We start from the raw sequence: 26,591 nt of genomic DNA on the forward strand, positions 1-26,591 counted from the left end.
TGGGGGGTCGTTCCGGGCTGACGGGTCAGGATCTGTGCACCTCGTTGTAGACCTCGCGCTTGGGGACACCGGCGCGCCGGGCCACCTCGACGATCGCGTCCTTGCGGGAGGTACCCACCTGCTCCAGCTCCAGCACCGCGGCGCGCAGGCTGTCAGGGTCCGAGGCGACGTCGTGCCCGACCTCGGCGCCGCGGACCACGATCGTCACCTCCCCGCGCACCCCCTCCCCGGCCCACTCGACCAGCTCGGCGAGCGCGCCGCGGCGTACTTCCTCGTGGGTCTTGGTCAGCTCGCGGCAGACCGCGCCCGCGCGGTCCGCGCCGAACGCGTCGCGCATCGCGGCCAGGGCCGCCTCGGTGCGGTGCGGCGCCTCGAAGAACACCATCGTCCGCTCCTCCCCGGCCAGCGCGGCGAGCCGCCGGCCGCGCTCGCCGGCCTTGCGGGGCAGGAACCCCTCGAAGCAGAAGCGGTCCACCGGCAGCCCGGAGACGGCCAGCGCGGTGAGCACCGCCGAGGGCCCGGGGACCGAGGTGACGGTGACGTCGTGCTCGACGGCGGCGGCGACCAGCCGGTAGCCGGGGTCCGAGACGCTCGGCATCCCGGCGTCGGTGACCAGCAGCACCCGCTTGCCCTCGAGCAGCGCCTCGAGCAGCACCGGGGTCCGCGCCGCCTCGTTGCCCTCGAAGTAGGACACCACCCGCCCGGACACGCTCACGCCCAGCTCGGAGGTCAGCCGCCTGAGCCGGCGAGTGTCCTCGGCGGCGACCACGTCGGCGCCGGCCAGCTCGCTGGCCAGGCGCGGCGGAGCGTCCTCGACCCGGCCGATCGGAGTGCCCGCCAGGACCAGGACACCGGGAGCGGTCGCGTCTTCTGTCATGGCCCGATCATCGCAGGCGCACTCAGTACAGTTCCGACCGTGACGACGACCGGCCTCTCCCGCACCGCCACCGGCGACGTCGTCCCGACCGCCCAGGAGCGGGCGCAAGCGCCGCTGCGGGCGCTGCGCGGCGGCCCCCGCGAGCGGCTGATGGGCTGGGTGGCCGCACTCGGCGCGGGGGTGCTCGCGCTGTTCCTGCGGGTCTGGCGCCTCGACACGCCGCACCAGTTCTCCTTTGACGAGACCTACTACGCCAAGGACGCCTGGTCGCTGCTCAAGCACGGCTACGTCCGCGAGTACGACGACGGCGCCGACGAGGCGATCCTCGCCGGCGACACCGGGGGCCACTGGCTCCAGGACCCGTCGATGATCGTCCACCCCGACGTGGGCAAGTGGCTGATCGCGCTGGGCGAGAAGGCGTTCGGGATGGACCCGTTCGGCTGGCGCATCGCCTCGGCGGTGGTCGGCGCGCTGATGGTCGTGGTGATGGTGCGCCTCGCACGGCGCCTCACCGGCTCCACGGCGCTCGGCCTGCTGGCCGGGTTGCTGCTGTGCTTCGACGGGCTGCAGCTGGTGCTCTCCCGGCTCGCCCTGCTCGACATCTTCCTGGCCTTCTTCCTGCTCTGCGCCGTGCACTGCCTGGTGGCCGACCGGCAGTCCTCACGGGCCCGGCTGGCGCGGCTGGTGCCGGGCCAGGTGAGCGGCGGCTGGGGGCCGGTGCGGGCGATGCTCTGGCGGCCCTGGCTGGTCGCCGGCGGGGTGTGCTTCGGGCTCGCCGTCGGCACCAAGTGGACCGCGCTGTTCCCGATGGCCGCCTTCGGGCTGCTGGTCTGGCTGTGGAGCGCCGGGGCGCGCCGCTCCTTCGGGGTCCGGCTGCCGATCCTGCGCTCGGCGCTGGTCGACGGCGTGCCGGCCTTCCTGCAGCTGGTCGGCGTGGCCTTCGTGGTCTACGTGGCCACCTGGACCGGCTGGCTGGTGCACGCCGAGGAGTACGAGCAGGCGCTCTCGCAGACCCAGTACACGACCCACGACGGCGGCGAGCAGTGGCCGACCGCCACCGAGCCCGACGCCGAGGGCCTCGGCGAGGTCGTCCAGTCGCTGCGCTCGCTGGCCTACTACCACCGCGACGTCTTCATCTTCCACACCCAGTTCCTCGACGACAGCGAGCACACCTACGCCTCCTCGCCGTGGGGCTGGCTGCTGCTCAACCGGCCCGTCGGCGTCGACGCCCAGCTCGACATCCAGCCCGGTGACCAGGGCTGCGACGCCCCCGAGGGCAGCGACTGCCTGCGCCAGGTGCTGCTGCTCGGCACGCCGGTGCTGTGGTGGGGCGGGGTGCTCGCGCTGATCTTCTCGGCGGTGGTGTGGGTCGGCCAGCGCGACTGGCGCTTCGGCCTGTGCGTGGTCGGCACGCTGTCCACCTGGCTGCCGTGGGTGCCCAACGCGGACCGGCCGATCTTCTTCTTCTACGCGATCGCGACGCTGCCCTTCCTGGTGCTCGCGCTCACCCTGACGATGGGCAGGCTGATCGGCTCACGCCCCGCCGGCGGCGCGGCGGCCGCGACCCCGCGGCGTACGGCGGGAGTGGTCGCGGCCGGGTCGTTCTTCATGCTGGTGCTGGTGAACTTCGCGTGGTTCTGGCCGATCTGGACCGACGAGCTGCTCACCCACTCCGAGTGGATCGACCGGATCTGGTTCTCCCGCTGGATCTGAGCCCGGCGCTGCCGCGCTGGCTACGCTCGGTCGGGTGACTGCCCCCGCCGCGGACCGCGCCCGCCAGATCACCGTGCCGCTCGACTCCGACTCCACGCTCCTGGCCCCGGCCGGGCGGGCGTTCTCGATCTGGTCGCTGGTCTCCCTGGGCTGGGTGTGCGTGGCCCCCTGGCCGGTCCGGGCATGAGCGGCTTCCGGCCCGGCTGGGAGGCCTTCCCGGCGGCGCTGCTGGACTTCTGGGCCGAGCGGCACCTGTGCACGCTGACCACGCTGCGCGCCGACGGCACCCCGCACGTGGTGCCGGTCGGGGTGGCGCTCGACCCCGAGCGGCGCTGCGGGTGGGTGATCACCTCGGCGACCTCGCACAAGGCCCGCCAGGTGCGCGCCGCCGGAGCCGGCGGGGCGGTGGTCGCCGCCTGCCAGGTGGACGGGCGACGGTGGTCGACGCTGGAGGGACGCGCGGTGCTGCTCGACGACCCGGCGTCGGTGCGTCGCGCCGAGCAGATGTACGCCGCGCGCTACCGGGCCCCGCGCGTCAACCCGCAGCGCGTGGCGCTGCGGGTCGACGTGGACAGGTTCCTGGCCTCGCCGAGCCTGCTCGGCTGAGGGCCGGGCGAGGCCGGGCCGGCCGGTCGGCTCAGCGGTGGATCGGGCGCGGCAGGCTCTTGTTGGCGACCCGGTTCTCGGAGTCGATCATCCAGGCGAGCTGCTCGAGGCGCTCGAGGATGGTGTGCAGGATGTCGGCCGTGGTCGGGTCCTCGGCGTCCACCTCGTCGTGGATGCGGCGCGCGGTGCCGCACACGGCGTACAGCGCGGCGGTGATCAGGTCGACGCACTCGGCGGTGTTGACCTCGCCGGCCGGGAACTGCGGCAGGCTGCTCTGCTCCGCGACGGCCTGGGCGCGCCCGTCGGGGGTGATGTAGATGGCGCGCATCCGCTCGGCGACCTGGTCGGAGAACTCGCGCGCGGCGTCGACGACCTCGTCGAGCTGCAGGTGGAGGTCGCGGAAGTTGAGGCCGACCACGTTCCAGTGGGCCTGCTTGCCCTGCACGTGCAGGTCGACCAGGTCCACGTGGAGCTGCTGGAGGTGGGACGCCAGCTGCTCGGAGGCCTGGAACGGCGGGCGGGCGACGTGCTGGGTGGTGCTCTGGGTCGTCTCGGTCATGGTTCTTCTCCTCCTGTAGGCGCTTCGGGCAACCATGCCACCTTTTCTGGAACCATTCCAGTAAGGGTTACCTCAGACGGTGCTCACCTCCCGCAGCCCGCCCCGCTCGAGCAGCTCGCGGGCACCGGCCAGCAGCTCGGGGGTCGCCTCGGGAAGGTGCTGGTGCTCGGGGCGCACCCCGTGGCGACGGAAGCCGAGGACGACCACCCGCAGCGCCGGGTCCAGCGCCGCGAGCCACTGCGCGGTGCGCTCCAGCTGCTCGGCGCTGTCGTTGAGCCCGGGCACCAGCAGCAGCCGCACCTCGTGCAGCCGCCCGTGGGCATGCAGGTGCCGGATGGAGTCCAGGACCAGGTCGTTGCGGCGCCCGGTGAGCCGCTGGTGGACCTCGGGGTCCAGTGCCTTGAGGTCGATCATCGCCCCGTCCAGCACCGGCAGCAGCCGGTCCCACACGTTGCGCACCGCGAAGCCGTTGGAGTCGACGAACGTGGTCAGCCGCGCGCACGCGGGGTCGGCACGCACGGCGGCGAACAGCGCGCGGACGAACGGGTACTGCGTGGTCACCTCGCCACCGGAGACCGTCACCCCGCTCAGGTAGGGCGCCGCCACCCGGATCTCGGCGAGCAGCTCCGCCACGCTCGCCCGGCGGGCGGTGGGGCACCGGCGCGGGATCGTCTCGGGGTTGTGGCAGGCGATGCAGTCGAAGGAGCAACCCTGCACGAAGACCACGTAGCGGTTGCCCGGGCCGTCGACCCAGGAGAAGTCGATCACGTCCGCGAGCCGCCCGGTCGTGGTCAGCATCGGCTCACCCCTCGCCGAGCTCCCGGGCGAGCACCCGCTTGGGCGCGCGCCGCTCGACATGGGACTGCTCCACCGAGCCCGCGCCGAGGAACGTGCTCGCGTGCCGGGCGCCTTCCTCGATGCGCGCCAGGTCGGACTTGCGCACCAGGTAGCCGGTGATCCGGATGAAGTCGTTGCTGTCGAGGTTGAAGGTGATGTCGCGCATGCCGGTGCGGAAGGCGCCGCGGATCACGTCGACGACGGCCGCGGGGTTGCGCCGGGCGGTCTCGTCGAAGGCGAGGATGTCGCTGACGCCCGCGGCGAAGAGCCGGTGGCCGGGGGTCACGGTCCGCAGGTGGCGCAGCAGCCCGGGCTCCTCCCCGATCGGGATCCGAGCCCCCGCGGTGACGTCGACGTCGCTGTCGATGCCCGACTGGCTGTGCAGCATCGCCCGGGCACCGAACCCCTCGCAGTAGGGCAGCGGGCGCTCGGCGACGAGGCGGTGCACGGTCTGCAGGATCTGCAGCGCCAGCTCGTCGGCGGCGGCGTCGTGGCCGTAGCGTCCCGCGGACCCCTCGTGCTCGAGCACCAACCCGACCGCCTCGGCCAGGCCGTAGATGCCGAACATCGCCGAGAACCGGTCCAGGTGGACCAGCCCCTCGGCGACCAGCCAGGAGTGCTCGAAGAAGCGCGCCTGCTCGACCAGGTGGCGGGTGCGGGCCTCGATCAGCTCCGCGGTCAGCTCGACGTAGCGGGGCAGCACCTCGGCGAGGAACGACTCGCGCGAGCCCCGGTGGCGCAGCGCCGCCTCGCGCAGGTTCAGCCGCACGAGCGTGTGGGCGCCCCCGCCGGCGCGCAGCGAGTTGTAGCACGACGCCACGCCGTACGCCGGGCCCAGGTCGGCGACCATCATCGGATGGTTGACGAAGTGCGGCTTCGCGCACGCGAACACGGTCTCCACGGCATCGCGCACGTAGTCGTCCGGGGTCTGCTCGGGGTCGACCTTCAGGGTGAGGTTGGGGACCACCTGCAGCAGCTCGCGCTCCAGGCGCAGGGCCGTCCGGCCGACCCGGGTCTCGGCCGGGCCGAGGTTGGCGTGGGTGAAGGCGTCGGGGAACATCCGGTCCAGCGAGATCCAGAACAGCCGCAGGCTCCGGTACAGCCGCTCGTCCTCGACACCTGCGGCGAAGGGCTCCAGGAGCGCATCGAGGTCCCCGAGCCAGACCGGGTAGCCGGTGATGGAGGGCACCTGGGAGTAGGCGATGAGCAGCGTGCTGAGCGCCTCGTCCAGGTCGGTGGCCGGGCCGAGCTCGAGGAACGCCGAGCCGTCGCGCAGCAGCTTGGCGTAGTCGGGCAGCACGTAGCGCGGACGGAAGGGCGCGTTGCCCTCGTACATGTCGCAGATGACGCGCTTGTCCAGCGCCCGCGCACACGCCGCGGAGACCGGCGGCGGCGCCAGCGCGCTCTCGGCCAGGGCGGCCAGCCGCTGCACACGCTGGTGGTAGGTCAGCGTCTCGTCGTCGATCAGGGCGCGGGCGCGGGTGCGTAGCTCGTCGGACTCCACCAGCCCAGGGTCCCGGGCGAGGGCGCCGGCGAAGTAGGGCCGAACGGCCTCAACGGCGAGAGCCCCGAGGCACGGGGCGCTCGGGGCTCTCGGGATGGAGCGGGACAGGTGATCGGGTCAGGCGATGGTGCCGGTGCCCTCGGCCTCGACCCGGTCGTCATGGAGCAGCTCGCCCTCGGCGTCGACCGGGGTGATCGACACGTCGAAGGTGATCGGCGAGTTCGGCTGGTGCTTGAAGTTCTCGGCGTAGGAGTACTGCTGGCCGGAGCCGAGCGTGTACACCCCGGGCTCCCGGAAGGAGCCCGGCACCGTGGCGTCGTCGTTCAGCCCCTTCTCCTCGAAGAGCGCTTCGTCGACGACGGCGTCCATGCCCTGCATCCACTCCCAGTCGTCGTAGCGGGCGGAGATGCTGACCAGGCTGATGCTGAGGTCGATGGGGTCGCCGTTGTTGGTGACGACGTAGTTGACGAAGACGATCTCGTCGCCCTTGGCCAGCAGCGGCTTGTTGGTCTTCGGGTCCGCGAACTGGCCGTCCCTCGTCGCCTTCGCGGTGCCGACCTGGTAGACCTCGACGGTGACGTCGCCGGCCTCGATGGTGGAGATCAGCTCGCCGTCGGTGACGACCGGGTACGCCCAGTCCGGCTGTCCTCCCCCGGACATCGACTCGGACTCCTCGGACTCCTCGGACTCCTCGGGCTCCTCGGGCGCCTCGGACTCGGCTGCCTCGTCTGCGGACGGCGACTCCTCGGCGGCGGAGCTGTTCTCCGCCTTCGGCTCCTCGGAGTCGTCCGAGCAGGCGCTGAGCCCCAGCAGGCTGACGGTGGCGACGGCCGCGACGGCCATCCGGACGGAACGAGTCGAGCGCATGAAGTGCATTCCCCCTCTGAGAAAGCTGAGATCGCCGCCCCGACGGCGTCGAGAACTCGCCGATCTCCCGGCTGAACCTTCCACGCCCCCTCCCCCCACAAACCTCGCGACCCGTCAATGCCTCGACCGTCTAGACGGGGTGTCGCGGCGCCACTGACGGGTCGACCAGCAACGGGTGAGCCAGGCATGACACCCGTCATGGCCAGGTCGTGACAGGTGAGCCAGGGCCGGCCGCGCTCGTCGGCCGATGCTGGATGCATGACGATCCCAGCGATCCGCACCTGTGGCCTGAGCAAGGCCTTCTCCCTCGCCGACGGCTCCACCGTGACCGCCGTCCACTCCGTCGACCTGACCGTCCAGCCCGGTGAGATCGTGGCCTTCCTCGGCCCGAACGGCGCCGGCAAGACCACCACCGTCGACATGCTGCTCGGGCTCACCTCGCCCACCTCCGGCAGCGTCGAGATGTACGGCGTGGCGCCGCGGCGTGCGGTGGCCGAGGGGCGGGTCAGCGCGGTGATGCAGAGCGGCGGCCTGCTGCCCGACTTCACCGTGCTGGAGACCGTGCGCGCCATCGCCGCGCTGCACCGACGCCGCGACCGGGTCGACGACGCCGTCGAGCGGGCCGGGCTCGGCGCGCTCACGGGCCGCCGGGTGGGCGCCTGCTCCGGTGGCGAGCAGCAGCGGCTGCGGTTCGCCCTCGCCCTGCTGCCCGACCCCGACCTGATCCTGCTCGACGAGCCCACCACCGGCATGGACGTCCACGCCCGCCAGTCGTTCTGGGAGGCGATGCGCGCCGACGCCGCCGGCGGGCGCACGATCGTCTTCGCCACCCACTACCTCGCCGAGGCCGACGAGTTCGCCGAGCGGACGGTGCTGATGCGGGCCGGCCGGATCGTCGAGGACGGGCCGACCGCCGACGTCCGGGCGGCGTTCGGCAGCAGAACGATCACCTTCACTCCGCCGCCCGCCGCCCTCGACCGGGACGGCGTGGCTCCTGCCTGGCTGGCCCGGGTCCGGGAGGCCCTGGGCCCGTTGGGCGTCGACGAGGTGACCGTGTCGAGCGCCAGCCTGGAGGCGGCGTTCCTCAGCCTGACCGCCGGTGACCCGCCCACCACCGGCACCCCCAGCCCCGCCCACGACCTGACCGGAGCCGTCCGATGACCAGTACCGTCGCCCTCCCCTCCCCCCGGACGTCCGGCGCGCTCACCGGCTACGCGCTGCTCGACCTGCGCCGCCAGCTACGCGACCGGGTCTCGATGTTCTTCGTCGTCGGCCTGCCGACGTTCATGTACGTGGTGTTCGGGCTCGGCTCGGAGGACTCCGTGGGCAGCGGCAACGTCTCGATGTACGTGATGGTGTCGATGGCGGCGTACGGCGCGGTGACCGCGACGACCCACGTCGCCGGCGGCGCCGCCACCGAGCGGACCATGGGCTGGGGCCGCCAGCTCGCGCTCACCCCGCTGCGGCCCCTCTCGTTCGTCTCCCTCAAGGCCGCGCTGGCGATGGTCGTCGCCGCGGTCCCGATCGCGGCGATCTACGCGCTCGGCGCGCTCACCGGTGCGGAGGGCTCGGCCTCCGACTGGGTGCTGTCCGCGCTCGTGGTGTGGGCGGGATCGGCGCTGTTCGCGGTCTACGGCCTGGCGGTGTGCCTGTTCTTCCGCAGCGAGAACGCCGTCTCGATCGCCTCGGGGCTGATCGTGATCATGGCCTTCCTGGGCAACGTGTTCACCCCGATGTCCGGGCTGATCCTCGAGGTGGGCCGCTTCTCCCCGCTCTACGGCTACGCGGCCCTGGCGCGCTATCCGATCACCGAGGGACGGCTCAGCGACGGCTCGCACGAGACGGTGTGGCTCCCGGTCGCTAACGTGCTCGTGTGGACGGTGATCTTGGTGGGCCTGGCGCTGTGGGGCGTACGACGCAGCCGGGAGCGGGCGTGAGCACCGCCAGCCTCCCGCCGCGCTCCCCCGCCTCGGTCTCGTCAGGTGCTCCGGCCTCGCCCGCCTCGCCGGTCTCGCCGGTCTCGCCCTGGGAGCGCTTCACCTGGGTCTTCGCCGGGATCTGGCTGGTCTTCCTGGTCTACCCGGTCTTCGCGACGCTCGAGAGCGGGCACTCGCCGCTCGTCATCGGCATCGGTCTCGGGCTCCTCGCGGCGTTCGGGGCCGTGTACATGGTCGGCTTCGGAGCGCTCGACGACCGGCCGTGGCCGGTGTTCGCGACGCTGGTGGCCCTCGCCGCCGCGACGACCCCGATCATCGGGATGCGGGCGATCGACCTGACGCCGTACCTGGGCGCCGCCGCGGCGCTGCTGCTGCCGGCTCCCTGGTGGCCGCGGGTGACCTTCGCCGTCGCGCTGCTGCCGCTGATCCCGGCGCTCACCGACAGCGGGTTCCCGACGTTCTTCTTCCTGATGGTGTGGCCGATCATCGTCGCGATGGTGCTGCTGCGGCTCTTCATCCAGGGCGAGCGGCGCTTCGACCAGACGCGCTCGATGCTGGCGTTGGCCGCGGAGCGCGAGCGGGTCGCGCGCGACGTCCACGACGTGCTCGGCCACTCGCTCACCGCGCTCAGCATCAAGGCCGAGCTGGCCGGGCGGCTGATCGACGTCGATGCCGAGCGCGCCCGGGCCGAGCTGGACTCGATCCAGGTGACGGCTCGTCAGGCGCTCGCCGAGATCCGCGCCACCGTCGGCGGGCTGCGCGCCGGGAACCTCGAGGCCGAGCTGGCGGCCGCGCCGCTGGTGCTGGCCGATGCCGGCATCGAGACCCGGGTGGTCGGCTCGGTGGCCGACACCGACCCGCGCCACCGCACCCTGCTGGCCTGGGTGCTGCGCGAGGCGGTCACCAACGTGGTGCGCCATGCCGGCGCCCGGCACGTGGTCGTCGAGCTCACGGCGCGTGGCGTCACGGTCACCGACGACGGCGACGGGCTGCGCGGCCCCGAGGGCAACGGGCTGCGCGGGATGCGCGAGCGGGTCCGGGACGCCGGCGGAGCGCTGTCGGTGGCCGACGCGGCTCCCGGCACCCGCGTCGAGGTGGTGCTCGGATGATCCGGCTGCTGCTGGCCGACGACCAGGCCCTGGTCCGCGGCGCCCTCGCCGCCCTGCTCGACCTGGAGTCGGACCTGCAGGTCGTCGCCCAGGTCGGCCGCGGCGACGAGGTCGTCGAGGCGGCGCGGGCCTCGGCGGCGCAGGTCTGCCTGGTCGACATCGAGATGCCCGGGCTGACCGGGCTCGAGGTGCTCGAGCGACTGCGCCAGGACCTGCCCGAGGTGCGCTCGCTGATCGTGACGACGTTCGGACGGCCCGGCTACGTGCGCCGGGCGCTGGACGCCGGCGCGGCCGGGTTCGTCGTCAAGGACACCCCGGCCCGCGAGCTCGCCGACGCCGTACGCCGGGTGCACGCGGGGCTGCGCGTCGTCGACCCCGCGCTGGCCGCGGAGTCGCTGATCACCGGCCCCTCGCCGCTCACCGACCGGGAGGCGGAGATCCTGCGGCTGAGCGTGGACGGCTCCCCGGTCGCGGCCATCGCGCGCTCCGCCCACCTCAGCCAGGGCACGGTGCGCAACCACCTCTCCGCCGCGATCGGCAAGACCGGAGCGGCCACCCGGGCCGAAGCCGCCCGCACCGCCCTGGCACGAGGCTGGATCTGACCCCCGGACCTCGCGACCCGTCACTGCCTCGACGTGTTCGTCGGCGTGTCCCGGCGTCGATGACGGGTCGGCGCCGCCAGCCGATGCCGGCTGGCCCCGACCCGTGAAATGCACGAAGCGGCAGGTCCGCAGACCTACCGCTTCGTGTGCACTGGTGGAGCTGAGGGGATTCGAACCCCTGACCTTCTCATTGCGAACGAGACGCGCTACCAACTGCGCCACAGCCCCAGTGCGCCGGCCAGGCCGACGCGAGAGGAAACGTTAGCACCCGTTGCGGCGGCGACCGAATCAGGTCCGGTCAGGACCCGACGGCGCGCCGTCCGTCCTCGTCGCCACGCGTGGCGCGAGCCGCCTGCGCGGCCTCGTCGGCCTCGCGGGCGATGCGGGAGTCGCCCTCGGCGTGGCCCGAGGACCACACCCCGGTCGAGTCCAGGTCGATGGTGCGCACGCTGCGACGCGCGGCCGGCGCCTTGGTGACGTACGTCGGCAGGGTCACCGGCAGCGGGTCCCACAGGGTCGGGTCCACGGTCGCGGCCGCCATCGAGATCGAGGTCTCGGCCTCGGCGGCGACCTCGTCGAAGCCCTGCTCGTTGCGGGCGACCTGGAAGCTCGCCGGGACCAGCTCCATCTCGCCGGTCTCCTCGTTCATCTCCGCGACCGGCGCGGTGACCCGCACCTCGAACGGACGGCGCTCGCTCTTGACCATCACCCGGCAGGCGACCAGCCAGGCCACCAGCAGCGTGGCCGGGATCGCGACGTACCACCAGCTGATCGACACGGTGGCGGCGAGCGCGACCACGACCAGGTTGAGGGCGAGGATGACGCTCAGCACGCGGCGACGGCGCTGGGTGGCGCGGCGCGAGGCCTCGCGGCGTGCCCTGAGCTGGGCGGGCGTGGGGCGGGCCGCCGGCGTCTCGACGACCGGGGCGGAGGGGACCCGCCCGGGCGTCGTGGCGGCAGGCTCTCGGCGCGCCAGCACCCGCATCGTGTGCGAGAACCGGTCGACCGACCCGCCACGCACCGCCTCGTCATGGTGCTTGAGGGCCTTGGGCACGAGGTACACAGCCCACGCCACGGCTAGGGCTACGAAGATGACAGCGCTCAGGTCCACGCTCAGAGATTAGGAGGCCTAGCGATTTTTGAGGCCCATGTCCATAGGTGTGTCGCAAAACAACTGATGTGACTGGTGTGACTGAGGCGTGATCGGGGTCGCCGAATCCGGTCGCCAAGGGTCGTTGAACCGTCAATCGCTGATGTTGTCGGGCGAAAATTCGGCCGACAAGTTCAGCGATCCCCGGCCGACCGGGGAAACCGACAGGGCGCCGCACCCGGCCTCAGCCCAGCCGAGCCAGCATCCCCTCGGGGCACTCCTCCACGGTGACGGCGTAGAGCCGGTGGTCGCGCCAGGCGCCGTCGATGTGCAGGTACCTCGGGGCGTAGCCGACCTCGCGCACCCCGAGCTTCTCCACGACGCGTAGGGAGTTGGTGTTCTCGGGGCGGATCGCGATCTCGATGCGGTGCAGGCCGGCGGTGGTGAAGCAGTGGTCGATGACCAGCGCGACCGCGAGCGGCACCACCCCGCGCCCGGCGTACTGCCGGTCGATCCAGTAGCCGATCGAGGCGAACTGCGCGGAGCCGCGGACGATGTTGTTGACGGTGACCTGGCCGGCGAAGCGGCCCTCGACCTCGATCGCGAACGGCAGCGTCGTGCCCGACCTGGCCATCCGCCGCAACCGGCGGACGAGCTGGCGGAACGTGGTCGGCCGGGTGCTGGTGCCCGGCGGGACGGTGGCGTCCCAGGGGCGCAGCCAGTCGGCGTTGCGCCGGCGCGCCTCACGCCAGGCGTCGGCGTCGCCCTGGACCAGTGGGCGCAGGACCACCGAGCCGTGCGCCAGGCGCACCGGCCAGGAGTGCTGCCCGCCCCCCGGGCCCTGGCTCAATGGTCGCTCCCGACGACCTGCTCGGCGGCGTGCACGAGCACTCCCTCGAGCACGGTCAGCGCGTCCTTCACCCCGCCGCGCGACCCGGGCAGGTTGACGACCAGGCAGTTCCCGGCGATCCCCGCCAGGCCGCGCGAGAGCATCGCGGTAGGCACCCCCTTGGCCACCCCGGCGGCTCGGATCGCCTCGGCGATGCCGGGCACCTGCCGGTCCAGCAGCCCGGCGGTCGCCTCCGGGGTGCGGTCGGTGGGCGTCAGGCCCGTCCCACCCGTGGTCAGTACGACGCGTGCCCCGGCGTCGACGGCGGCCCGGATCGCCTCCCCGACCGGCGCGCCGTCCGGCACCACCCGGGGGGCGTCCACGGCGAAGCCGAGACGGGCGAGCGCCGCCACGATCAGCGGACCGGTGGTGTCCTCGTAGACCCCGGCCGCGGCACGGTTGGACGCCACCACCACCGCCGCCGACAGACCGGCAGCCGGCCCGGCGGCCGGCCCGGTGCCGCCCTGCGCGCTCATCGGGCCCAGTCCCCGCTCTTGCCCCCGGTCTTGGTCTCCACCCGGACGTCGGTGATCACCGCGCCCTTGTCGACGGCCTTGACCATGTCGACCACGGTCAGCGCGGCCACGGAGACCGCGGTCAGCGCCTCCATCTCGACGCCGGTCCGGTCGGTGGTGCGCACGGTGGCCAGGATCTCCACCGCGTCGTCGGCGACGGTGAGGTCGACGGTGACCCCGGAGACGGCCAGCGGGTGGCACAGCGGGATCAGCGAAGGCGTCTGCTTGGCGCCCATGATCCCGGCGACCCGGGCCACCCCGAGCGCGTCGCCCTTGGGCACGCCCTCCCCCCGCAGCAGCGCGACGACGACCGGCGAGACCAGGACCCGTCCCGACGCCGAGGCGGTACGTGCGGTGACGTCCTTGGCGGAGACATCGACCATCCGGGCCGCGCCCGTCTCGTCGACATGGGTCAGCCGGTCCATGGGTCCCCCAACGGTGCAGAAGTCATCGGGCAAGAAGTCATCGGGCTAGAAGTCCTCATCGAGCAGCAGCACCTGCACCTGCTCGCCGGCCGCGAGGGACGTCACGTCCTCGGGCACCACGATCAGTGCGTTCGAGGTGGCGAGGTCGCCGATCAGGTGCGAGCCGTGCCCACCGACCGGCGCGACGTGCCCGCCACCGCCGTCCACGGCGTACGCGCCGCGCACGAACTGCCGCTTGCCCGCCGGCGAGCTCACCGCCTGGGTGAGCAGCGCGCGGCGGGTGGGCCGCTCGTAGGGCAGCTTGCCCATCATCTTGCGCAGCGCGGGCAGCACGAAGGTCTGGAAGGAGATGTACGCCGAGACCGGGTTGCCGGGCAGCGTGAAGATCGGGGTCTCGTCCTCGCCCACGGTGCCGAAGCCCTGCGGCTTGCCGGGCTGCATCCCCACGCCGCCGAACCAGACGGTCCCGAGCTCGGAGAGCGCCTCCTTGACCACGTCGAAGTCGCCCTGGCTGACGCCGCCGCTGGTCACCACCAGGTCGGCGCGGACCAGCTGGTCGTTGAGCGACTCCAGGAACCGGCGCGGGTCGTCGGGCACGATCCCGACCCGGTAGGCGATGGCGCCGGCGGCCCGCGCCGAGGCGGCCAGCAGCCACGAGTTGCCGTCGTAGATGGTGTCGTGGCCGAGCGCGGTGCCGGGCTCGCGCAGCTCGGAGCCGGTGGAGAGGATGACCACGCGCGGACGCGGGCGCGAGCGGACCCGGTCCCGTCCGACCGAGGCGAGCAGGCCCAGGTGGCGCGGGCCCAGCACGGTCCCGTGGGTGACGAGCAGGTCGCCCTTCGCGACGTCCTCCCCCGCCCGGCGGATGTGCTGGCCGGGCGCGGGTGCCGCGGTGACGCGGACCTGGGCGACACCACGGTCGGTCCACTCGTAGGGCACGACCGCGTCGCAGCCGGCGGGGACCGGCGCGCCGGTCATGATCTTGACCGCCGTGCCCGGGGAGAGCGCCAGGATCCGCGCCTGGCCGGCGCCGATCTCGCCGACCACCGGCAGGTGCACCGGCGACTCCGGCGAGGCGCTGGCGACGTCGGCGGCCACGACCGCGTAGCCGTCCATCGCGGAGTTGTCGAAGCTGGGCAGCGCGATCGGGGAGACGACGTCCTCGGCCACGGCGAGGCCGAGGGCCTCCATCAGCGGCTGCGGGTAGTCCGGCAGCGGGGAGACCGCGTCCAGGATCCGCGCGACGTGCTCGTCGACGGGCGTGAGCGGGCCGGCGTCGTGGCGCTCAGCCATGCTGCGCCCCGTCGGCCCCTTCCCCGGCCAGCACGGCGCCGGCCTCCACCCGCTGCGCGGACGGCGGCTTGGCGAGCTCGACGTCGCCGACCACCTTGACGCCCTTGCCGAAGGTCCAGTCGCCCGCGACGCGCAGCGCGGTCGCCTCGCGCATCGACGGCGCCCCCTCGGGGAAGCGCTGGTCGAAGTTGCTGACCAGCTTGTAGTGGTCGCTGTCGAGGTCGACATAGGGCACCGGCGCGACCGGGTCCAGGGTGAAGTCCTGACCGAGGTCGTAGATGTCCGAGCGGAGCACCAGCAGGTCGTTGGTGGTCTTCACCGGGATGAACCGCTCGCGCCCCACCGCGATGGTGCGGGCGTCGTCGAAGACCTCGATCGCCGCGCCCATCGCGGTCTCGATCTGGATCACCTCGGGCGTCGACTTGTCGGAGGGGTCGACGGTCTTGACGTTGCGGATCAGCGGCAGCCCGAGGATCCCCTCCCGCTCGACCAGCGCCTCGCGCATCGCGACGAGGTCGAACCACAGGTTGTTGGTGGAGGTGAACTTGTGCCGCTCGAGGTCGGCCAGCGCCGGCTTGTCTGCCTCGAGCGTCTGCGCGGTCTCGCGCAGCACGATCCGGCCGTCGCTCTTGCGGCGGGCGAAGTGGCCGCCCTTGCGGTCGCTGGGGGTACGGCGCGTCGCCTCGATCGCGAACGGCGAGCCGGAGGCCGCGAACCAGCCGGCGACCCGGGCGTCGGGGACCGCGCCGAGGTTGTCGGAGTTGGAGACGAAGGCGTAGCGGTAGCCGGCGTCGATGAGCTGGTCGAGCAGCCCGCTGCCGCGCAGGGCGGTGTACAGGTCGCCGTGGCCGGGCGGGCACCACTCGAGGTCGGGGTCCTTGGGGTAGCTCACCGGCGACAGGTCGCTGGCCAGCAGCTTCGGCTCCTTGTTCTGCCAGAACTCCAGCGGCAGGCCCTCGACGGGGAGGTCCTCGTAGCGCTCGAGGGCCGCCATCGTGTCGGCGGAGGTGCGGAAGCTGTTCATGAAGATCAGCGGCAGCGTCGCGCCGTACTCCTTGCGCAGGTGGAGCACCTGGCGGGCGATGATGTCCAGGAACGACAGCCCGCGGCGCACGCACAGCAGCGACTTGGCGCGGTCCATCCCCATCGACGTGCCGAGCCCGCCGTTGAGCTTGATCACCGCGGTCTCACCGATCGCCTTCGCGGCGACCGCGTCCGACACCTCGACGTCCGCCAGCGACTCCATGTCGAGCGGGTCGATCGTCGACTCGGGAACCATCCCGGTCTCCCCGTGCTCGAGCAGCCGGAAATAATGGGCGAACACCTCGACGGCGACCTCGTCCACCCCTGCGCCGCGCATCTTCTCCACGGCTCGCTTCAACGCTGCACTACCCATGCTGCCGATCGTAGGCTGGCCGCGTGGCCGCACCGCAATCCCCCTTCGAATCCCGCCCCTCGGACGGCGCCCCGGCGGACCTGTCCGCGGCGAAGACCGCTCTGCGAGACAGGCTGCTGACCGCGCGTCGCCGCCGGTCGTTGACCGCGGTGGGTGCGGCGGCCGCGGCGATCGCGAAGCACCTGCTGGCCGCCGAGGAGGTACGCCGCGCCGCCACCGTCTCGGCGTACGTCGCGCTCGGCACCGAGCCGGGCACCGGACTGCTCCTGGACCGGCTGCACGGCGAGGGGCGCCGGGTGCTGCTGCCCGTGCTGCTGCCCGACGGCGACCTGGACTGGGCGCCGTACCGGGGACCGGGCACGCTGGTGCCGGCCCGCCGCGGGCTGCTCGAGCCGGCCGGGCCGCGCCTGGGGGTGGAGGCCGTCGCCGGCGCCGACGCGGTGCTGGTCCCCGGCCTCGCGGTGTCGCGCAGCGGGGTGCGGCTGGGGCGCGGCGGGGGCTCCTACGACCGGGCGCTGGGGCGGGTGCCGGCGGGCACGTTCAGCTGCGTCCTGCTCTACGACGAGGAGGTCGGCCTCGCCGTGCCCGTCGAGGCGCACGACCGCGCGGTGGGCGCGGTGGTGACGCCGTCGGGCCTCACTCGTCTTCGGTGACCGGGCGCAGCGTCAGTCGGTCGGCGGCCGCGGCGTCGACCGCCTCGCGGCTGAACGGCCAGGCCAGCGTCTCGCCGTCCACCCATAGCTCGGTCTGGTCGGTGTGGTGGGCGTGGAAGGGATGCCCGGAGACGCCGCTCAGGTTGATCCAGCGCGACGCGTCGAGATCGGCCAGCGAGACGACCATCCGCATCGAGGGCGCACTGGTCACCGCATAGCCCTCCGCGGCGTTCCAGGCGGTCGCGTCCACCACGCTGGACCCACCGCCGACCCGGAAGCCGTCCCGGTTGACCACCCGCTCGGCGAGGGGATTGCCCGAGGCCCCGAGCGTCTGGCTGCGCAGGTCGAGGGAGTGCAGCCGGCCCCACTCCCACTCCTCGGGGTGCAGGGACTGGCGGCGGGTGAGCTCGTCGCGCGCCGCGATCATCGCCGCCGCCAGGATGTCGTCGCGCGACTCGACGATGCCCTCGGTCTCGCGGTCGTCCCACCAGTCGTTGTGCGGGTCCTCGAGCAGCCGCTGGACGACCGCGAACCAGCGCTGGCCGCCGTCGGGCCACAGCGAGGGGCGCATCTCGTCGTGGAAGGTCAGCTCGAGCAGGTTGTCCCAGACGACGTTGTAGTAGGCCGCCGCGGCGCTGTCTGCCGGCTGGGAGAAGTCCCAGGAGGACAGCAGCCGGCGCCCGGCGCGGTAGTAGCCGCCCGGCAGGTCGACGTCGAGCAGCCGCGGGACCAGCACCGGCGCCATCGGGTTGTGGTCGTCGCGCTGCAGGTCGAGCATGTCGTCCACCGAGAGCCGGTCCTCGGCCTCGAGCAGGTCCCGGATCCGCTGGGAGCGGTAGCCGCGGTCCCAGTCGTCGGTGAGGAAGTAGGGGTAGTCCTCCCCCGCCACCGCCTGGTTCGCGCTCACCACGAACCCCTCCTCGGGGTCGAGCACGCTCGGCAGCGCGTCGAAGGGGACGTGGTCGCCGGTCCAGTCGTTCTCGGGCTCCCAGCCCTCGGCGGGCAGCGAGCCGTCGTTGCCGGACTTGCGGATCGGGATCCGGCCCGGCGCCTGGTAGCCGATGTGGCCCTGGCGGTCGGCGTAGACGAGGTTCTGCGCGGGCACCGCGAAGTCCTCGGCAGCGGCACGGAAGTCGCCCCAGTCCTCGGCGGTGTTCAGCGCGAGGATCGCGTCGGCGGTGGTCGTCGGCTCCAGCGCCGTCCAGGCCAGCGCGACCGCGTAGCCGCTGTCCGCCTCGCCCGCCTCGCCGTTGTCCCCCCGCGCCTGCGCGTTGGCCCCCACCGTGCTGAGCTCGGCGGAGACGTCGGAGAGCAGCGGGCCGTGCGCGGTCTCGCGGACGGTGAGCTCGAAGTCCTCGCCGTCGCGGACCCGGATCGTCTCGGTGCGCACCTTCAGTTGCCGCCAGCCGCCGTCGTAGCGCCAGCGGTCGCCGCTGAGGCGCTCGAGGAAGAGGTCGGTGACGTCGGGGCCGAGGTTGGTGAAGCCCCAGGCGATGTCGGCGTTGTGCCCGATCACGACGCCGGGCAGCCCGGAGAACGTGAAGCCGGAGACGTCGAGGGGGCAGGCCTCGGAGACCTCACGGCAGTGCAGCCCCGTCTGCATCCACACCCCCGGCAGGCCGACGCCGAGGTGCGGGTCGTTGGCGAGCAGCGGCTCGCCGGTGGCGGAGTGGTCGCCATCGACGACCCAGCTGTTGCTGCCCAGCCCGTCGCCGCGACCGAGCAGGGCCGGCAGCCCGTCGAGGAGACCGCCCAGGCGGGCCAGTGCGTCGCGTTGGGCGGCGCCGCGCGGACTGCGCTCGAGGAAGGAGGGACGCTGCGGCTTGCGGGTGCCGCCCTCCTCGGCGTGCTGCTCGAAGACACCGTCCACCACCCGGCCGGACTCCACGATCGGCGCGTGCTGGTCGTAGGGGTACTCGGGGTAGAGCTCGGCGACCTGCTCGGGTCCGTGGTCCACGGCGAGCAGGGTCCGCGCGATCTCGTCGCCCATGTTGCCGCGCAGGTCCCAGGCCATCGCCTTGAGCCAGGCCAGCGAGTCGACCGGGGTCCAGGGCTCGGGGTCGTAGTCCAGCCCGTCGGCGCGCAACAGCGTGTACTCGACGGCGATCTGGCTGGTGCCGCGACTCTCGAGGTAGGCGTTCACACCCCCGGCGTACGCCGTGAGCGCGGCCCGGGTCTCCGGCTCGACCAGGGCGACCTCCTGCTCGGCGACCCGGCGCCAGCCCATGGTGCGGGTGAACTTGTCCGAGGCGAGCCCGGCCTCGCCGAACAGCTCGCTGAGCCGCCCGGCGGTGAGGTGGCGGCGCACGTCCATCTCGAAGAAGCGCTCCTGGGCGTGCACGTAGCCCTGGGCGCGCAGCAGGTCGGCGACCGTGTCGCCGTAGATCTGCGGGACCCCGTGCTCGTCGCGCACGACCTCGACCGGGGCGTCCAGCCCGGGCAGGTCGGCCTCGCCGGTGGTCTGCGGGAACGGACGGCGCACCAGCACCACGCCGGTCGCGGCGGTGGCCAGCAGCACGAGCACCAGGAGCAGCGCCACCCACAGCGCCCATCGGGCCGCGACCGGCCAGCGCCGCACCGCGCGCCACCACCGCACGGGCGCCGGAGCGGGCCTGGCGGTGTCCGGTGAGGTGCTGCCGAGGGCAGCGGACTGATCAGTCATCGCCCGCCCATTGTGCCGTACCATTGGCAGTCGGCCGCGGCGAGTGCCAGTCGTCCGGCCCGATCCCTGACAAAGTGACATCCGGAGGACCCAGCGTGCCGACCTACCAGTACGCCTGCACCGAGTGCGGCCACGGCTTCGAGCAGTTCCAGAGCTTCAGCGACGACGCGCTGACCGAGTGCCCCGAGTGCCAGGGTCGCCTGCGCAAGCTCTTCAACGCCGTCGGCGTGGTGTTCAAGGGTTCCGGCTTCTACCGCACCGACAGCCGCTCGGCGTCCTCGAGCTCCGAGCCCGCCTCGTCGAGCTCGACTGGCTCGTCCACCTCCGGCACGTCCGGCACGTCTGGCACGGCGGCGAAGTCGGAGGGCTCCAGCTCCTCGAGCTCCGCCACCCCTGCCGCCGCTTCCTGACCCACGCGCGCGCGGGCACGCCCCGGGTCTTCGGGGGGCTGTGGAGGGACGCCGCGGGCATCGGCCGCTCTCGCCTAGCGTCGGGGGATGACGCACTCCCCCGTTCCACCCGCCCCCTCAGCCGCCCGCGGCCGGCTGAGGAGGCTGCGGCTGCGGATGCGGCGCGCGGTGCTGATCCGACGCCGGCTGCTCGCTGCGCTCTTCGCCGCGGTCGCCGTGGCCGCCGGGGTGCAGGCCGCGGCCGCGCCGGAGCCGGCCCGGGTCGGCGTGCTGGTGGCCGCGCGCGACCTGCCCGCCGGGGAGGTGCTCGGCCCGGCTGACCTGGTCGAGGAGCCGTTCACCCCCGAGAGCGTGCCGGCGGGCCGCTCCGAGAACCCGGAGGGCCGCACGCTGGCCTCCCCGCTGACGCGCGGCGAGCCGTTGACCGACGTACGTCTGGTGGCGCCGTCGCTGCTCGCGGGCTACCCGGGCCTGAGCGCGCTGCCGGTGCGTCTGCCGGACGCCGGCATGGTCGGGCTCGTGCAGGTCGGCGACCGCATCGACGTGCTCGCCGCCGACCCGGGTGGCGAGGGGGCGCGGGTGGTGGCCCACGACGTGCCGGTGCTGGCGGTGCCGGCGCCGGGCGAGGAGGGTGACGCCCTGCCGGGGCGGCTGGTGGTGATCGGCGTGTCCTCACTGGAGGCGACGACGGTCTCCGATGCCGCGGTGCGACACTTTCTGACCCTGGCGTTCAGTCGCTAGCGTGCTGGGGTCCGCGACGTCATCGGGGCGCGGCCCGGATCTCCGACAGAGGAGCACCACATGACCGGCTTCAAGAACTTCATCCTGCGCGGCAATCTCGTCGAGCTCGCCGTCGCCTTCATCATGGGCGGCGCCTTCGCCACGGTGGTCACCGCCACCGTCGCCATCATCATGGACGTGGTCGGGAAGATCGGGGGCACGCCCGACTTCTCCAACTACGAGCCCGGGGGCGTGCACGTCGGCGCCTGGATCACCGCCGTCGTGTCGTTCCTGATCCTCGCCGCGGTCGTCTACTTCTTCATCGTCAAGCCCTACACGGTCGCCAAGGAGCGGTTCTTCCCCTCCGAGGAGCCCGGCACCCCCGAGGACGTCATGCTCCTGCAGGAGATCCGCGACATCCTCGCCGGCGGCCCCACCGCTCCCCACCCCGACGCCAAGCACCTCTGACCCCCCGATAGCGCGAGTCGGCGCGAACTCGCACCCCAGACCCGCCGAGTCGGCGCGAATTCGGGAATTCACGCCGACTCGGGCGCCGTACGACGTGAGTTCACGCCGACTCGGGCGCCGTACGACGTGAGTTCACGCCGACTCGGGGGTCAGGTGCCGTGGTGGGGCGGGACCTGGGAGCGCAGCCAGGCGTCGTTGCCGCCCTCGCGGGTGACCTCCGAGGATGGCTCGCGCTCGTCGCTCGTGGTCTGCGGGAGGACCTCGCCGAACACCTCGGCGAGGCGTCGACGACGCTGCCAGGCGGTCTCCTCGCGCGGCTGCTCGCCGCGCGACCCGTCCCCAGCCGGAGCCACCACTAGGCGCACAGCCCGTTCTCGAGGGCCTCGGCCTCGGCCAGCTCGTCGGCGGTGGTGCTGCCCTCGCCGCCGTTACCCTCGCCGCCCTCGGTGGGCGGCTTGCTGGGCGAACCGGACGGGCCCGAGCCCGGGGACTCGCTCTTGCCCGGCGGCTTGGCGGCCGAGATCACCCCGTCGCTGAGCTGGCGGCCCAACGGCTGGTCCTTGCGGATCTTCTGCCAGAGCAGCTCTGCGTCCTCGGTCCACACCAGGCGGTTGGGGTCGACCTCCCAGAACTCCCACGGCACGGTGATGAACTTGATCTTGTCGAGCCCGGTGTTCTTGAACTGCATGCCGAGGTCCGCGAGGTTGGTCAGGCTGGCCAGGTCCTCGTCGAGGACGATCGACTTCGTCGCCGCGTCCAGGAACTTGAACAGCCGGTCGGGCCGCGCCAGCGTGTCGGCGGAGACGACCTTGTTGATCATCGAGGCGATGAAGGCCTGCTGGCGCTTCATCCGGCCGATGTCGGAGTTCTTGGAGAGCACGGTGCGCTCACGCACGTAGTTGAGCGCCTCCTGACCCGAGATCTCCCGGGTGCCCTCCTTGAGGTAGATGCCGTGCGCCGGGTCGTCCACGGTCTTGGGGATGCACACCTCGACCCCGTCGACGGCGTCGACCATGTCCTTGAAGCCGTTGAAGTCGACGACGACGAAGTGGTCGATGCGGATGTCGGTCAGCTGCTCCACCATCTGCACGGTGCACAGCGCACCGCCCAGCTGGAAGGCGGTGTTGAACATGACGTCGTCCTCGGCCGGCACCGGGTCCTTGCCCTTGCCCTTGACCTGGCACTCCGGGCGGTCGACGATCGCGTCGCGCGGCAGGCTCACGCCGTACGCCGTCTCCCGGTCGGCCGAGACGTGCATCAGGATCGTGGTGTCCGAGCGCTCGCCGCCACCGGCCAGCCCGTCGATGTTGTTGGCGCCCTCGCGGGAGTCCGAGCCCATCACCAAGATGTTGAGCGGGTCCTTGGGACCCTCGACCTCGACCTTCTCGGGCCGGTTGGTCAACACGTCGTCACTGAGGGTCTCGAGGTTGCCCTCCAGGTGACGCCAGGCGTAGACCACGGCGAGGCCGGTGATCAGCGACAGCACCACGACGGTGGAGCCCAGCACGCGCAGGACCGTGTGCCGCTTGCGGCGCTCAGCGCGCCGGCCCGGTTCCAGGCGCCGCCTCGCGCCGCCCGGCTCGTCCGAAGGCGACGGGTCGGGGCTCGAAGGCGGCGTGTCGGACAACTGTGTCTCCCTGTCAACGGGTCCAGGATCGAATCGATACCCCCCGGCAGGCAAGGAGAAATCTATTCGACCAGTACAAAGTGTGCTGCTTCGCGATCTGATCAGGCAAAACGGGCCCCCACCGGACCAGGCCTCCGGTTCGGGTGGGCCTCAAGATCCGGCACCGCGGTACCGATGGCCTCAGGGCCAGCCGACGAACGCACCCGGGAGCATCGCCGTGCCACCTGCCACCCCCGCCTCAAGCCCCGCCTCCAGCCCCACCGGCGCGCTCGCCGCCCCGGACGCGCCGCTGGCCCGGCGCCTGCTGCAGCGCGGCGCGCTGGCCGGGCTGGCCGCGGCGGCCACGACGCCGCTGCTGCCCGCGCCGGCGGCCGGTGCGGCCGAGGACGCCCGGCGTGCGAGCGGCCACCGCAAACGCTGCCGGCACTTCCACCGCTGCCCCCGCCACCCCCGGCACACCTGCCGGCACCGGCACCGCTGCAAGCACCAGCACCACCGCGCGGCACCGGCGGCGCCCGCCACCCCAGCGCCCGCGCCCGCGCCGGCACCGGGTGCCGGGTCCACGCTCCCCACCGCCGAGGCGCTGCACCTGATCAACCGGTTCTCCTACGGCTTCACCCCGGCACTGCACGCCCGGGTCCGAGCCGCCGGCGGCCCCGCGGCGTGGTTCGAGGCTCAGCTCGACCCGGCCCGGATCAGCGACCCGGCCCAGGAGATGCAGCGCTGGTGGACCTCGATCGACCTGGACGCCACCACGATCGCGCAGCGCAACGTCGACGAGGTCGAGGCGGCCTGGGAGGCGACGGCGAACTACGCCCGCTGGTGTCTGCTGCGCCGCATCCGCTCCGAGCGGCAGGTGCTCGAGGTGATGACGGAGTTCTTCGAGCACCACCTGCACGTCCCGATCCACGACGACGCGGTCTTCCCGTTCCGCGCCGACTACGGCAAGACCATCCGCGCCCACGCGCTGGGCCGCTTCGACGAGATGCTGGTCGCCGCGATCACCCACCCGGCGATGGGGGTGTCGCTGGACAACTCCTCGTCGACCAAGCGGGCGCCCAACGAGAACCTGGGCCGCGAGCTGCTCGAGCTGCACACCGTCGGTCGGGGCCACCACACCGAGAACGACGTGAAGGCCTCCGCGCGCATCCTCACCGGCTACCGCGTCGACACCTGGCGCACCTGGCGCTCCTGGTACGACGCACCCAGCCACTGGACCGGCGCGGTGAAGGTCCTCGGCTTCAGCCACGCCAACACCGCCGCCGACGGCCGCCCCGTCGCCGCGGCCTACCTGACCTACCTGGCGCGTCATCCGCGCACCGCCGAGCGGCTGGCCCGCAAGCTCGCGGTGCGCTTCGTGGCCGACGAGCCGTCCGCGGCGCTGGTCACCGAGCTGGCGCGCGTCTACCTCGACGCCGGCACCGCGATCAAGCCGGTGCTGCGCGCCCTGGTGGCCAGCAAGGAGTTCCGCGCCTCGGCCGGGATGAAGGTGCGCACGCCCACCGACGACGTGGTCGCGACGTACCGGGCGCTGGGCACGAGCGTGAAGCGGCCCGTCTCCAGCAGCTCCGCGGCCAACCAGATCCTGTGGCAGACCTCCTCGATCGGGCAGATGCCCTTCGACTGGCCGCGAGCCGACGGCCAGCCGCAGACCAACCGGTCCTGGTCCTCGGCCTCGCGGCTGCTGGCCTCCTTCGACGTGCACTACTCGATGTCGGGGCAGTGGTGGCCCAGCAAGGAGATCGCCTACCCGACGCACCTCTCGCGCCTGCCGGCGAAGAGCCTGCGCTTCGACGCGCTGATCGAGCACCTCTCGCGCACGCTGCTCGGGCGCCCCGCCTCGGCCCGGATGGTGCGCTCGTGCTGCGAGGCGCTGTCGCTTCCCCGCGGCGAGACCATCACCGCCAGCCATCCGCTCGTGCGGTGGCGGATGCCGATCCTGCTGACGACCGTGCTCGACAGCCCCGAGCACATGCACCGATGAGGCCAGCGATGAGCGAGAACCCGACCCACGACTGCTGCGAGGACTACCGCGGCGCCTCCCGGCGCGGGTTCCTGCGCGGCGCCCTGACGTTGGGTGGCGCGGCGGCGCTCCACGGCAGCGTCGCCACCCACACGTCGTACGCCGCGGCCGGCAGCGCCGACCGGGTGATCGTGGTGCTCTCCCTGCGGGGCGCCGCGGACGGGCTGAGCCTGGTCGTCCCGCACGCCGACCCGGTCTACTACGCCGCGCGGCCCGCGATCAGCGTCGCCTCCGACCGGCTGCTGGCCAAGGACGCCATGTTCGGGCTGCACCCCAGCCTCGCTCCGCTGCTCCCGCTGTGGAAGGCCGGCAAGATGGCCGCCGTGCACGCCACCGGCCTGCCCGCTCCGAACCGCTCGCACTTCTCGGCGATGGAGGAGCTCGAGGACGCCGACCCCGGCTCCGAGGCCCGGGTCGGCTGGCTCAACCGGCTGGTCGGGCGCGATGGGACGGGCTCGCCGATCGAGGCGATCCAGATGGGCGGCGGGGTGCCGTCGATGGCGATCTCAGGTCCTCAGCCGGTCCTGGTCACCTCCGGGGTGGACAAGGTGCGCCTCGCCGGCTCCAACGGCGCCGCCGACCAGGCGGCGCGCCGCAAGGCGTTGGCCACGGCGTGGGCCGACACCCCCGGCGCTCTCGCCGACGGGGCCCGCGCGGCCCTCGACGTGGTCGCCGACTTCGCGCGGGTGCGGGCCACCGCCGACGTGCCCGCCCACGGCGCGGCGTACCCGGGCGGCGACCTGACCGACGCGCTGCGCGCCACCGCCCGCACCATCCGCGCCGACGTGGGGGCGGAGATCATCACCGTCGACCACGGCTCGTGGGACCACCACACCTGGATCGGCACCCCGACCAGCGGCAACCTGAAGAACATGGCCGACCAGCTCGCCGGCTCCGTGGCGGCGTTCTTCACCGACCTCGGGCCGCTGGCCGACCGGGTCACGCTGGTGACGGTCAGCGAGTTCGGCCGGCGCGTCGTGGAGAACGCGAACCAGGGCCTGGACCACGGGCACGGCAACGTGATGTTCCTGATCGGCGCCGGGGTGAAGGGCGGGCGCTACTACGGCACCTGGCCGGGGCTGGCCAATACCGCCGACGCCGACCTGCTGGTCACCACCGACTACCGCAGCGTGCTCAGCGAGGTCGTCGTCTCCCGCTTCGGCGCCTCCACCGCCCAGGTCTTCCCCGGCTTCCAGCCCGAGCAGGTCGGGGCGATGACCGCCCTCTGACCGCCCCACGCCCGCCCCGCGCCGCCCCGCCCCGCAGCCCACGCCCGCTTGTAACGCGGGGTTATCACCACTACCCCAGCGAAATAACGCTGGCTGGGTCTATCGGTGGAAGCAACGGGTCAGGCTGCTGGCGTTGTTGTCAGCAGCGCGGCCAGCGCTTGGGCTGGGGTCCGTAGCTCGAGGGTAGGTCGTGGTCGCTTGTTGAGGGTCGCGGCGATCCGGGCGAGGTCGTCGGCGGTGTGGGTTGAGAGGTCGGTGCCCTTCGCGAGCCAGAACCGTAGGAGGCGGTTGGTGTTCTCGTTCGTGCCGCGTTGCCAGGGCGAGTGCGGGTCGCAGAAGTAGACCGGCATGTCGAGGGCGATCTGGATCTCTCGGTAGCCGGCCAGCTCGGTGCCGCGGTCCCAGGTCAATGAGCGACGCAGATGCTCGGGGAGCTTGGTCATCTCGCGAATCATCGCCTCAGCCACCGACTCGGCGTCGTGACGTCCGGGCAGGTGCAGCAAGATCACGAACCGGGTGGAGCGTTCGACCAGGGTCCCGACCGCGGAGCCGTTCGCGGTGCCGAGGATCAAGTCGCCTT

General features: G+C 72.8%; 28 protein-coding genes and 1 tRNA gene. 13 read left to right on the plus strand and 16 right to left on the minus strand.

What is annotated here, in order from left to right:
- Positions 1–25: 25 nt before the first annotated feature.
- Positions 26–877 (minus strand): 16S rRNA (cytidine(1402)-2'-O)-methyltransferase, encoded by an 852-nt coding sequence (rsmI, locus tag AC6EI4_RS08160; RefSeq protein ID WP_498451150.1) that lies wholly within the window; start codon positions 875–877, stop codon positions 26–28.
- Positions 878–916: 39 nt separating this feature from the next.
- Here rsmI and AC6EI4_RS08165 point away from each other — a divergent pair, with 39 nt between their 5' ends.
- Genes AC6EI4_RS08165 through AC6EI4_RS08175 form a run of 3 tightly spaced genes read left to right on the plus strand, consistent with a single transcriptional unit; the run spans position 917 to position 3,196 of the window.
- Positions 917–2,590 (plus strand): dolichyl-phosphate-mannose--protein mannosyltransferase, encoded by a 1,674-nt coding sequence (locus AC6EI4_RS08165; RefSeq protein WP_498451151.1) that lies wholly within the window; start codon positions 917–919, stop codon positions 2,588–2,590.
- Positions 2,591–2,624: 34 nt separating this feature from the next.
- On the plus strand, positions 2,625–2,777 hold the full coding sequence (locus AC6EI4_RS08170) for a hypothetical protein (protein WP_498451152.1): 153 nt from the start codon (positions 2,625–2,627) through the stop codon (positions 2,775–2,777).
- Positions 2,774–3,196, plus strand: coding sequence for a pyridoxamine 5'-phosphate oxidase family protein (locus AC6EI4_RS08175; RefSeq protein ID WP_498451153.1), 423 nt, complete (start codon positions 2,774–2,776; stop codon positions 3,194–3,196). Before AC6EI4_RS08170 ends, AC6EI4_RS08175 begins: the two co-directional genes overlap by 4 nt.
- 31 nt (positions 3,197–3,227) lie before the next feature.
- On the opposite strand, the gene AC6EI4_RS08180 is transcribed toward AC6EI4_RS08175, so the two are convergent.
- From AC6EI4_RS08180 to AC6EI4_RS08195, 4 genes are all read right to left on the minus strand, one after another.
- Positions 3,228–3,755 carry a Dps family protein gene (locus AC6EI4_RS08180; protein WP_498420952.1) on the minus strand — a complete coding sequence of 176 codons (528 nt, stop codon included), beginning with the start codon at positions 3,753–3,755 and terminating at the stop codon, positions 3,228–3,230.
- Between the two features lie 72 nt (positions 3,756–3,827).
- On the minus strand, positions 3,828–4,553 hold the full coding sequence (locus AC6EI4_RS08185) for a radical SAM protein (RefSeq protein ID WP_498451154.1): 726 nt from the start codon (positions 4,551–4,553) through the stop codon (positions 3,828–3,830).
- 4 nt (positions 4,554–4,557) lie between these two features.
- Positions 4,558–6,096 (minus strand): YjjI family glycine radical enzyme, encoded by a 1,539-nt coding sequence (locus AC6EI4_RS08190; protein WP_498451155.1) that lies wholly within the window; start codon positions 6,094–6,096, stop codon positions 4,558–4,560.
- Positions 6,097–6,213: 117 nt separating this feature from the next.
- Complete coding sequence (locus tag AC6EI4_RS08195) at positions 6,214–6,963, minus strand: hypothetical protein (protein WP_498451156.1); 750 nt, start codon at positions 6,961–6,963, stop codon at positions 6,214–6,216.
- A 258-nt stretch (positions 6,964–7,221) separates the two neighbouring features.
- Here AC6EI4_RS08195 and AC6EI4_RS08200 point away from each other — a divergent pair, with 258 nt between their 5' ends.
- The 4 genes from AC6EI4_RS08200 to AC6EI4_RS08215 are packed head-to-tail and all read left to right on the plus strand — an operon-like array spanning position 7,222 to position 10,611.
- Positions 7,222–8,124, plus strand: coding sequence for an ABC transporter ATP-binding protein (locus AC6EI4_RS08200; RefSeq protein ID WP_498451157.1), 903 nt, complete (start codon positions 7,222–7,224; stop codon positions 8,122–8,124).
- On the plus strand, positions 8,121–8,900 hold the full coding sequence (locus tag AC6EI4_RS08205; protein WP_498420944.1) for an ABC transporter permease: 780 nt from the start codon (positions 8,121–8,123) through the stop codon (positions 8,898–8,900). The genes AC6EI4_RS08200 and AC6EI4_RS08205 overlap by 4 nt, the downstream gene beginning before the upstream one ends.
- Positions 8,897–10,009: a sensor histidine kinase gene (locus AC6EI4_RS08210; protein WP_498451158.1), complete on the plus strand. Its 1,113-nt coding sequence runs from the start codon at positions 8,897–8,899 to the stop codon at positions 10,007–10,009. Before AC6EI4_RS08205 ends, AC6EI4_RS08210 begins: the two co-directional genes overlap by 4 nt.
- Positions 10,006–10,611 carry a response regulator transcription factor gene (locus AC6EI4_RS08215; RefSeq protein WP_498451159.1) on the plus strand — a complete coding sequence of 202 codons (606 nt, stop codon included), beginning with the start codon at positions 10,006–10,008 and terminating at the stop codon, positions 10,609–10,611. The genes AC6EI4_RS08210 and AC6EI4_RS08215 overlap by 4 nt, the downstream gene beginning before the upstream one ends.
- 152 nt (positions 10,612–10,763) lie before the next feature.
- Here the strand turns inward: AC6EI4_RS08215 and AC6EI4_RS08220 are convergent.
- The 7 genes from AC6EI4_RS08220 to AC6EI4_RS08250 all read right to left on the minus strand — a co-directional run bounded on the left by AC6EI4_RS08220 (position 10,764) and on the right by AC6EI4_RS08250 (position 16,219).
- Positions 10,764–10,839, minus strand: a tRNA-Ala gene (locus AC6EI4_RS08220).
- A 70-nt stretch (positions 10,840–10,909) separates the two neighbouring features.
- On the minus strand, positions 10,910–11,722 hold the full coding sequence (gene sepX / locus AC6EI4_RS08225; RefSeq protein ID WP_498451160.1) for a divisome protein SepX/GlpR: 813 nt from the start codon (positions 11,720–11,722) through the stop codon (positions 10,910–10,912).
- Positions 11,723–11,945: 223 nt separating this feature from the next.
- Complete coding sequence (locus AC6EI4_RS08230; protein ID WP_498451161.1) at positions 11,946–12,551, minus strand: GNAT family N-acetyltransferase; 606 nt, start codon at positions 12,549–12,551, stop codon at positions 11,946–11,948.
- On the minus strand, positions 12,548–13,066 hold the full coding sequence (locus tag AC6EI4_RS08235) for a MogA/MoaB family molybdenum cofactor biosynthesis protein (protein WP_498420934.1): 519 nt from the start codon (positions 13,064–13,066) through the stop codon (positions 12,548–12,550). Before AC6EI4_RS08235 ends, AC6EI4_RS08230 begins: the two co-directional genes overlap by 4 nt.
- Positions 13,063–13,530 carry a cyclic pyranopterin monophosphate synthase MoaC gene (moaC, locus tag AC6EI4_RS08240; RefSeq protein WP_498420933.1) on the minus strand — a complete coding sequence of 156 codons (468 nt, stop codon included), beginning with the start codon at positions 13,528–13,530 and terminating at the stop codon, positions 13,063–13,065. The genes AC6EI4_RS08235 and moaC overlap by 4 nt, the downstream gene beginning before the upstream one ends.
- Before the next feature lie 45 nt (positions 13,531–13,575).
- The gene (gene glp, locus AC6EI4_RS08245) at positions 13,576–14,823 is read right to left on the minus strand and encodes a molybdotransferase-like divisome protein Glp (RefSeq protein ID WP_498451162.1); all 1,248 of its coding nucleotides are present in this window, start codon (positions 14,821–14,823) and stop codon (positions 13,576–13,578) included.
- Positions 14,816–16,219, minus strand: coding sequence for a UTP--glucose-1-phosphate uridylyltransferase (locus AC6EI4_RS08250; protein ID WP_498451163.1), 1,404 nt, complete (start codon positions 16,217–16,219; stop codon positions 14,816–14,818). The genes glp and AC6EI4_RS08250 overlap by 8 nt, the downstream gene beginning before the upstream one ends.
- A 23-nt stretch (positions 16,220–16,242) precedes the next feature.
- Here AC6EI4_RS08250 and AC6EI4_RS08255 point away from each other — a divergent pair, with 23 nt between their 5' ends.
- The gene (locus AC6EI4_RS08255) at positions 16,243–16,872 is read left to right on the plus strand and encodes a 5-formyltetrahydrofolate cyclo-ligase (RefSeq protein WP_498451164.1); all 630 of its coding nucleotides are present in this window, start codon (positions 16,243–16,245) and stop codon (positions 16,870–16,872) included.
- Here AC6EI4_RS08255 and AC6EI4_RS08260 read toward each other — a convergent pair.
- Complete coding sequence (locus AC6EI4_RS08260; RefSeq protein ID WP_498451165.1) at positions 16,856–19,534, minus strand: penicillin acylase family protein; 2,679 nt, start codon at positions 19,532–19,534, stop codon at positions 16,856–16,858. The genes AC6EI4_RS08255 and AC6EI4_RS08260 overlap by 17 nt on opposite strands.
- A gap of 95 nt (positions 19,535–19,629) precedes the next feature.
- On the opposite strand from AC6EI4_RS08260, the gene AC6EI4_RS08265 reads away from it, so the two are divergent.
- The 3 genes from AC6EI4_RS08265 to AC6EI4_RS08275 all read left to right on the plus strand — a co-directional run bounded on the left by AC6EI4_RS08265 (position 19,630) and on the right by AC6EI4_RS08275 (position 21,132).
- Entirely contained in the window at positions 19,630–19,944 is a 315-nt protein-coding gene (locus tag AC6EI4_RS08265; protein WP_498451166.1) for an FmdB family zinc ribbon protein, read from the plus strand.
- A gap of 87 nt (positions 19,945–20,031) precedes the next feature.
- Positions 20,032–20,685 carry an SAF domain-containing protein gene (locus tag AC6EI4_RS08270; protein ID WP_498420918.1) on the plus strand — a complete coding sequence of 218 codons (654 nt, stop codon included), beginning with the start codon at positions 20,032–20,034 and terminating at the stop codon, positions 20,683–20,685.
- Positions 20,686–20,745: 60 nt separating this feature from the next.
- Entirely contained in the window at positions 20,746–21,132 is a 387-nt protein-coding gene (locus tag AC6EI4_RS08275) for an MscL family protein (protein WP_498451167.1), read from the plus strand.
- A gap of 149 nt (positions 21,133–21,281) precedes the next feature.
- Here AC6EI4_RS08275 and AC6EI4_RS08280 read toward each other — a convergent pair whose 3' ends face one another.
- Both AC6EI4_RS08280 and AC6EI4_RS08285 read right to left on the minus strand, forming a co-directional pair.
- Entirely contained in the window at positions 21,282–21,485 is a 204-nt protein-coding gene (locus AC6EI4_RS08280) for a hypothetical protein (protein WP_498451168.1), read from the minus strand.
- A 2-nt stretch (positions 21,486–21,487) separates the two neighbouring features.
- Positions 21,488–22,639, minus strand: a complete 1,152-nt coding sequence (locus AC6EI4_RS08285) for an LCP family protein (protein WP_498420913.1) — start codon at positions 22,637–22,639, stop codon at positions 21,488–21,490.
- Positions 22,640–22,976: 337 nt separating this feature from the next.
- On the opposite strand from AC6EI4_RS08285, the gene AC6EI4_RS08290 reads away from it, so the two are divergent.
- Positions 22,977–24,743 carry a DUF1800 domain-containing protein gene (locus tag AC6EI4_RS08290; protein WP_498420911.1) on the plus strand — a complete coding sequence of 589 codons (1,767 nt, stop codon included), beginning with the start codon at positions 22,977–22,979 and terminating at the stop codon, positions 24,741–24,743.
- 8 nt (positions 24,744–24,751) lie between these two features.
- A complete protein-coding gene (locus AC6EI4_RS08295) occupies positions 24,752–26,011 on the plus strand; it encodes a DUF1501 domain-containing protein (RefSeq protein WP_498420909.1) in 1,260 nt (419 codons plus the stop codon).
- A gap of 119 nt (positions 26,012–26,130) precedes the next feature.
- Here AC6EI4_RS08295 and AC6EI4_RS08300 read toward each other — a convergent pair.
- The coding region (locus AC6EI4_RS08300) for an IS30 family transposase (protein ID WP_498451169.1) at positions 26,131–26,591 on the minus strand (461 nt) is incomplete at its 5' end.

The organism is Nocardioides sp. Z43_10 (assembly GCF_059766615.1).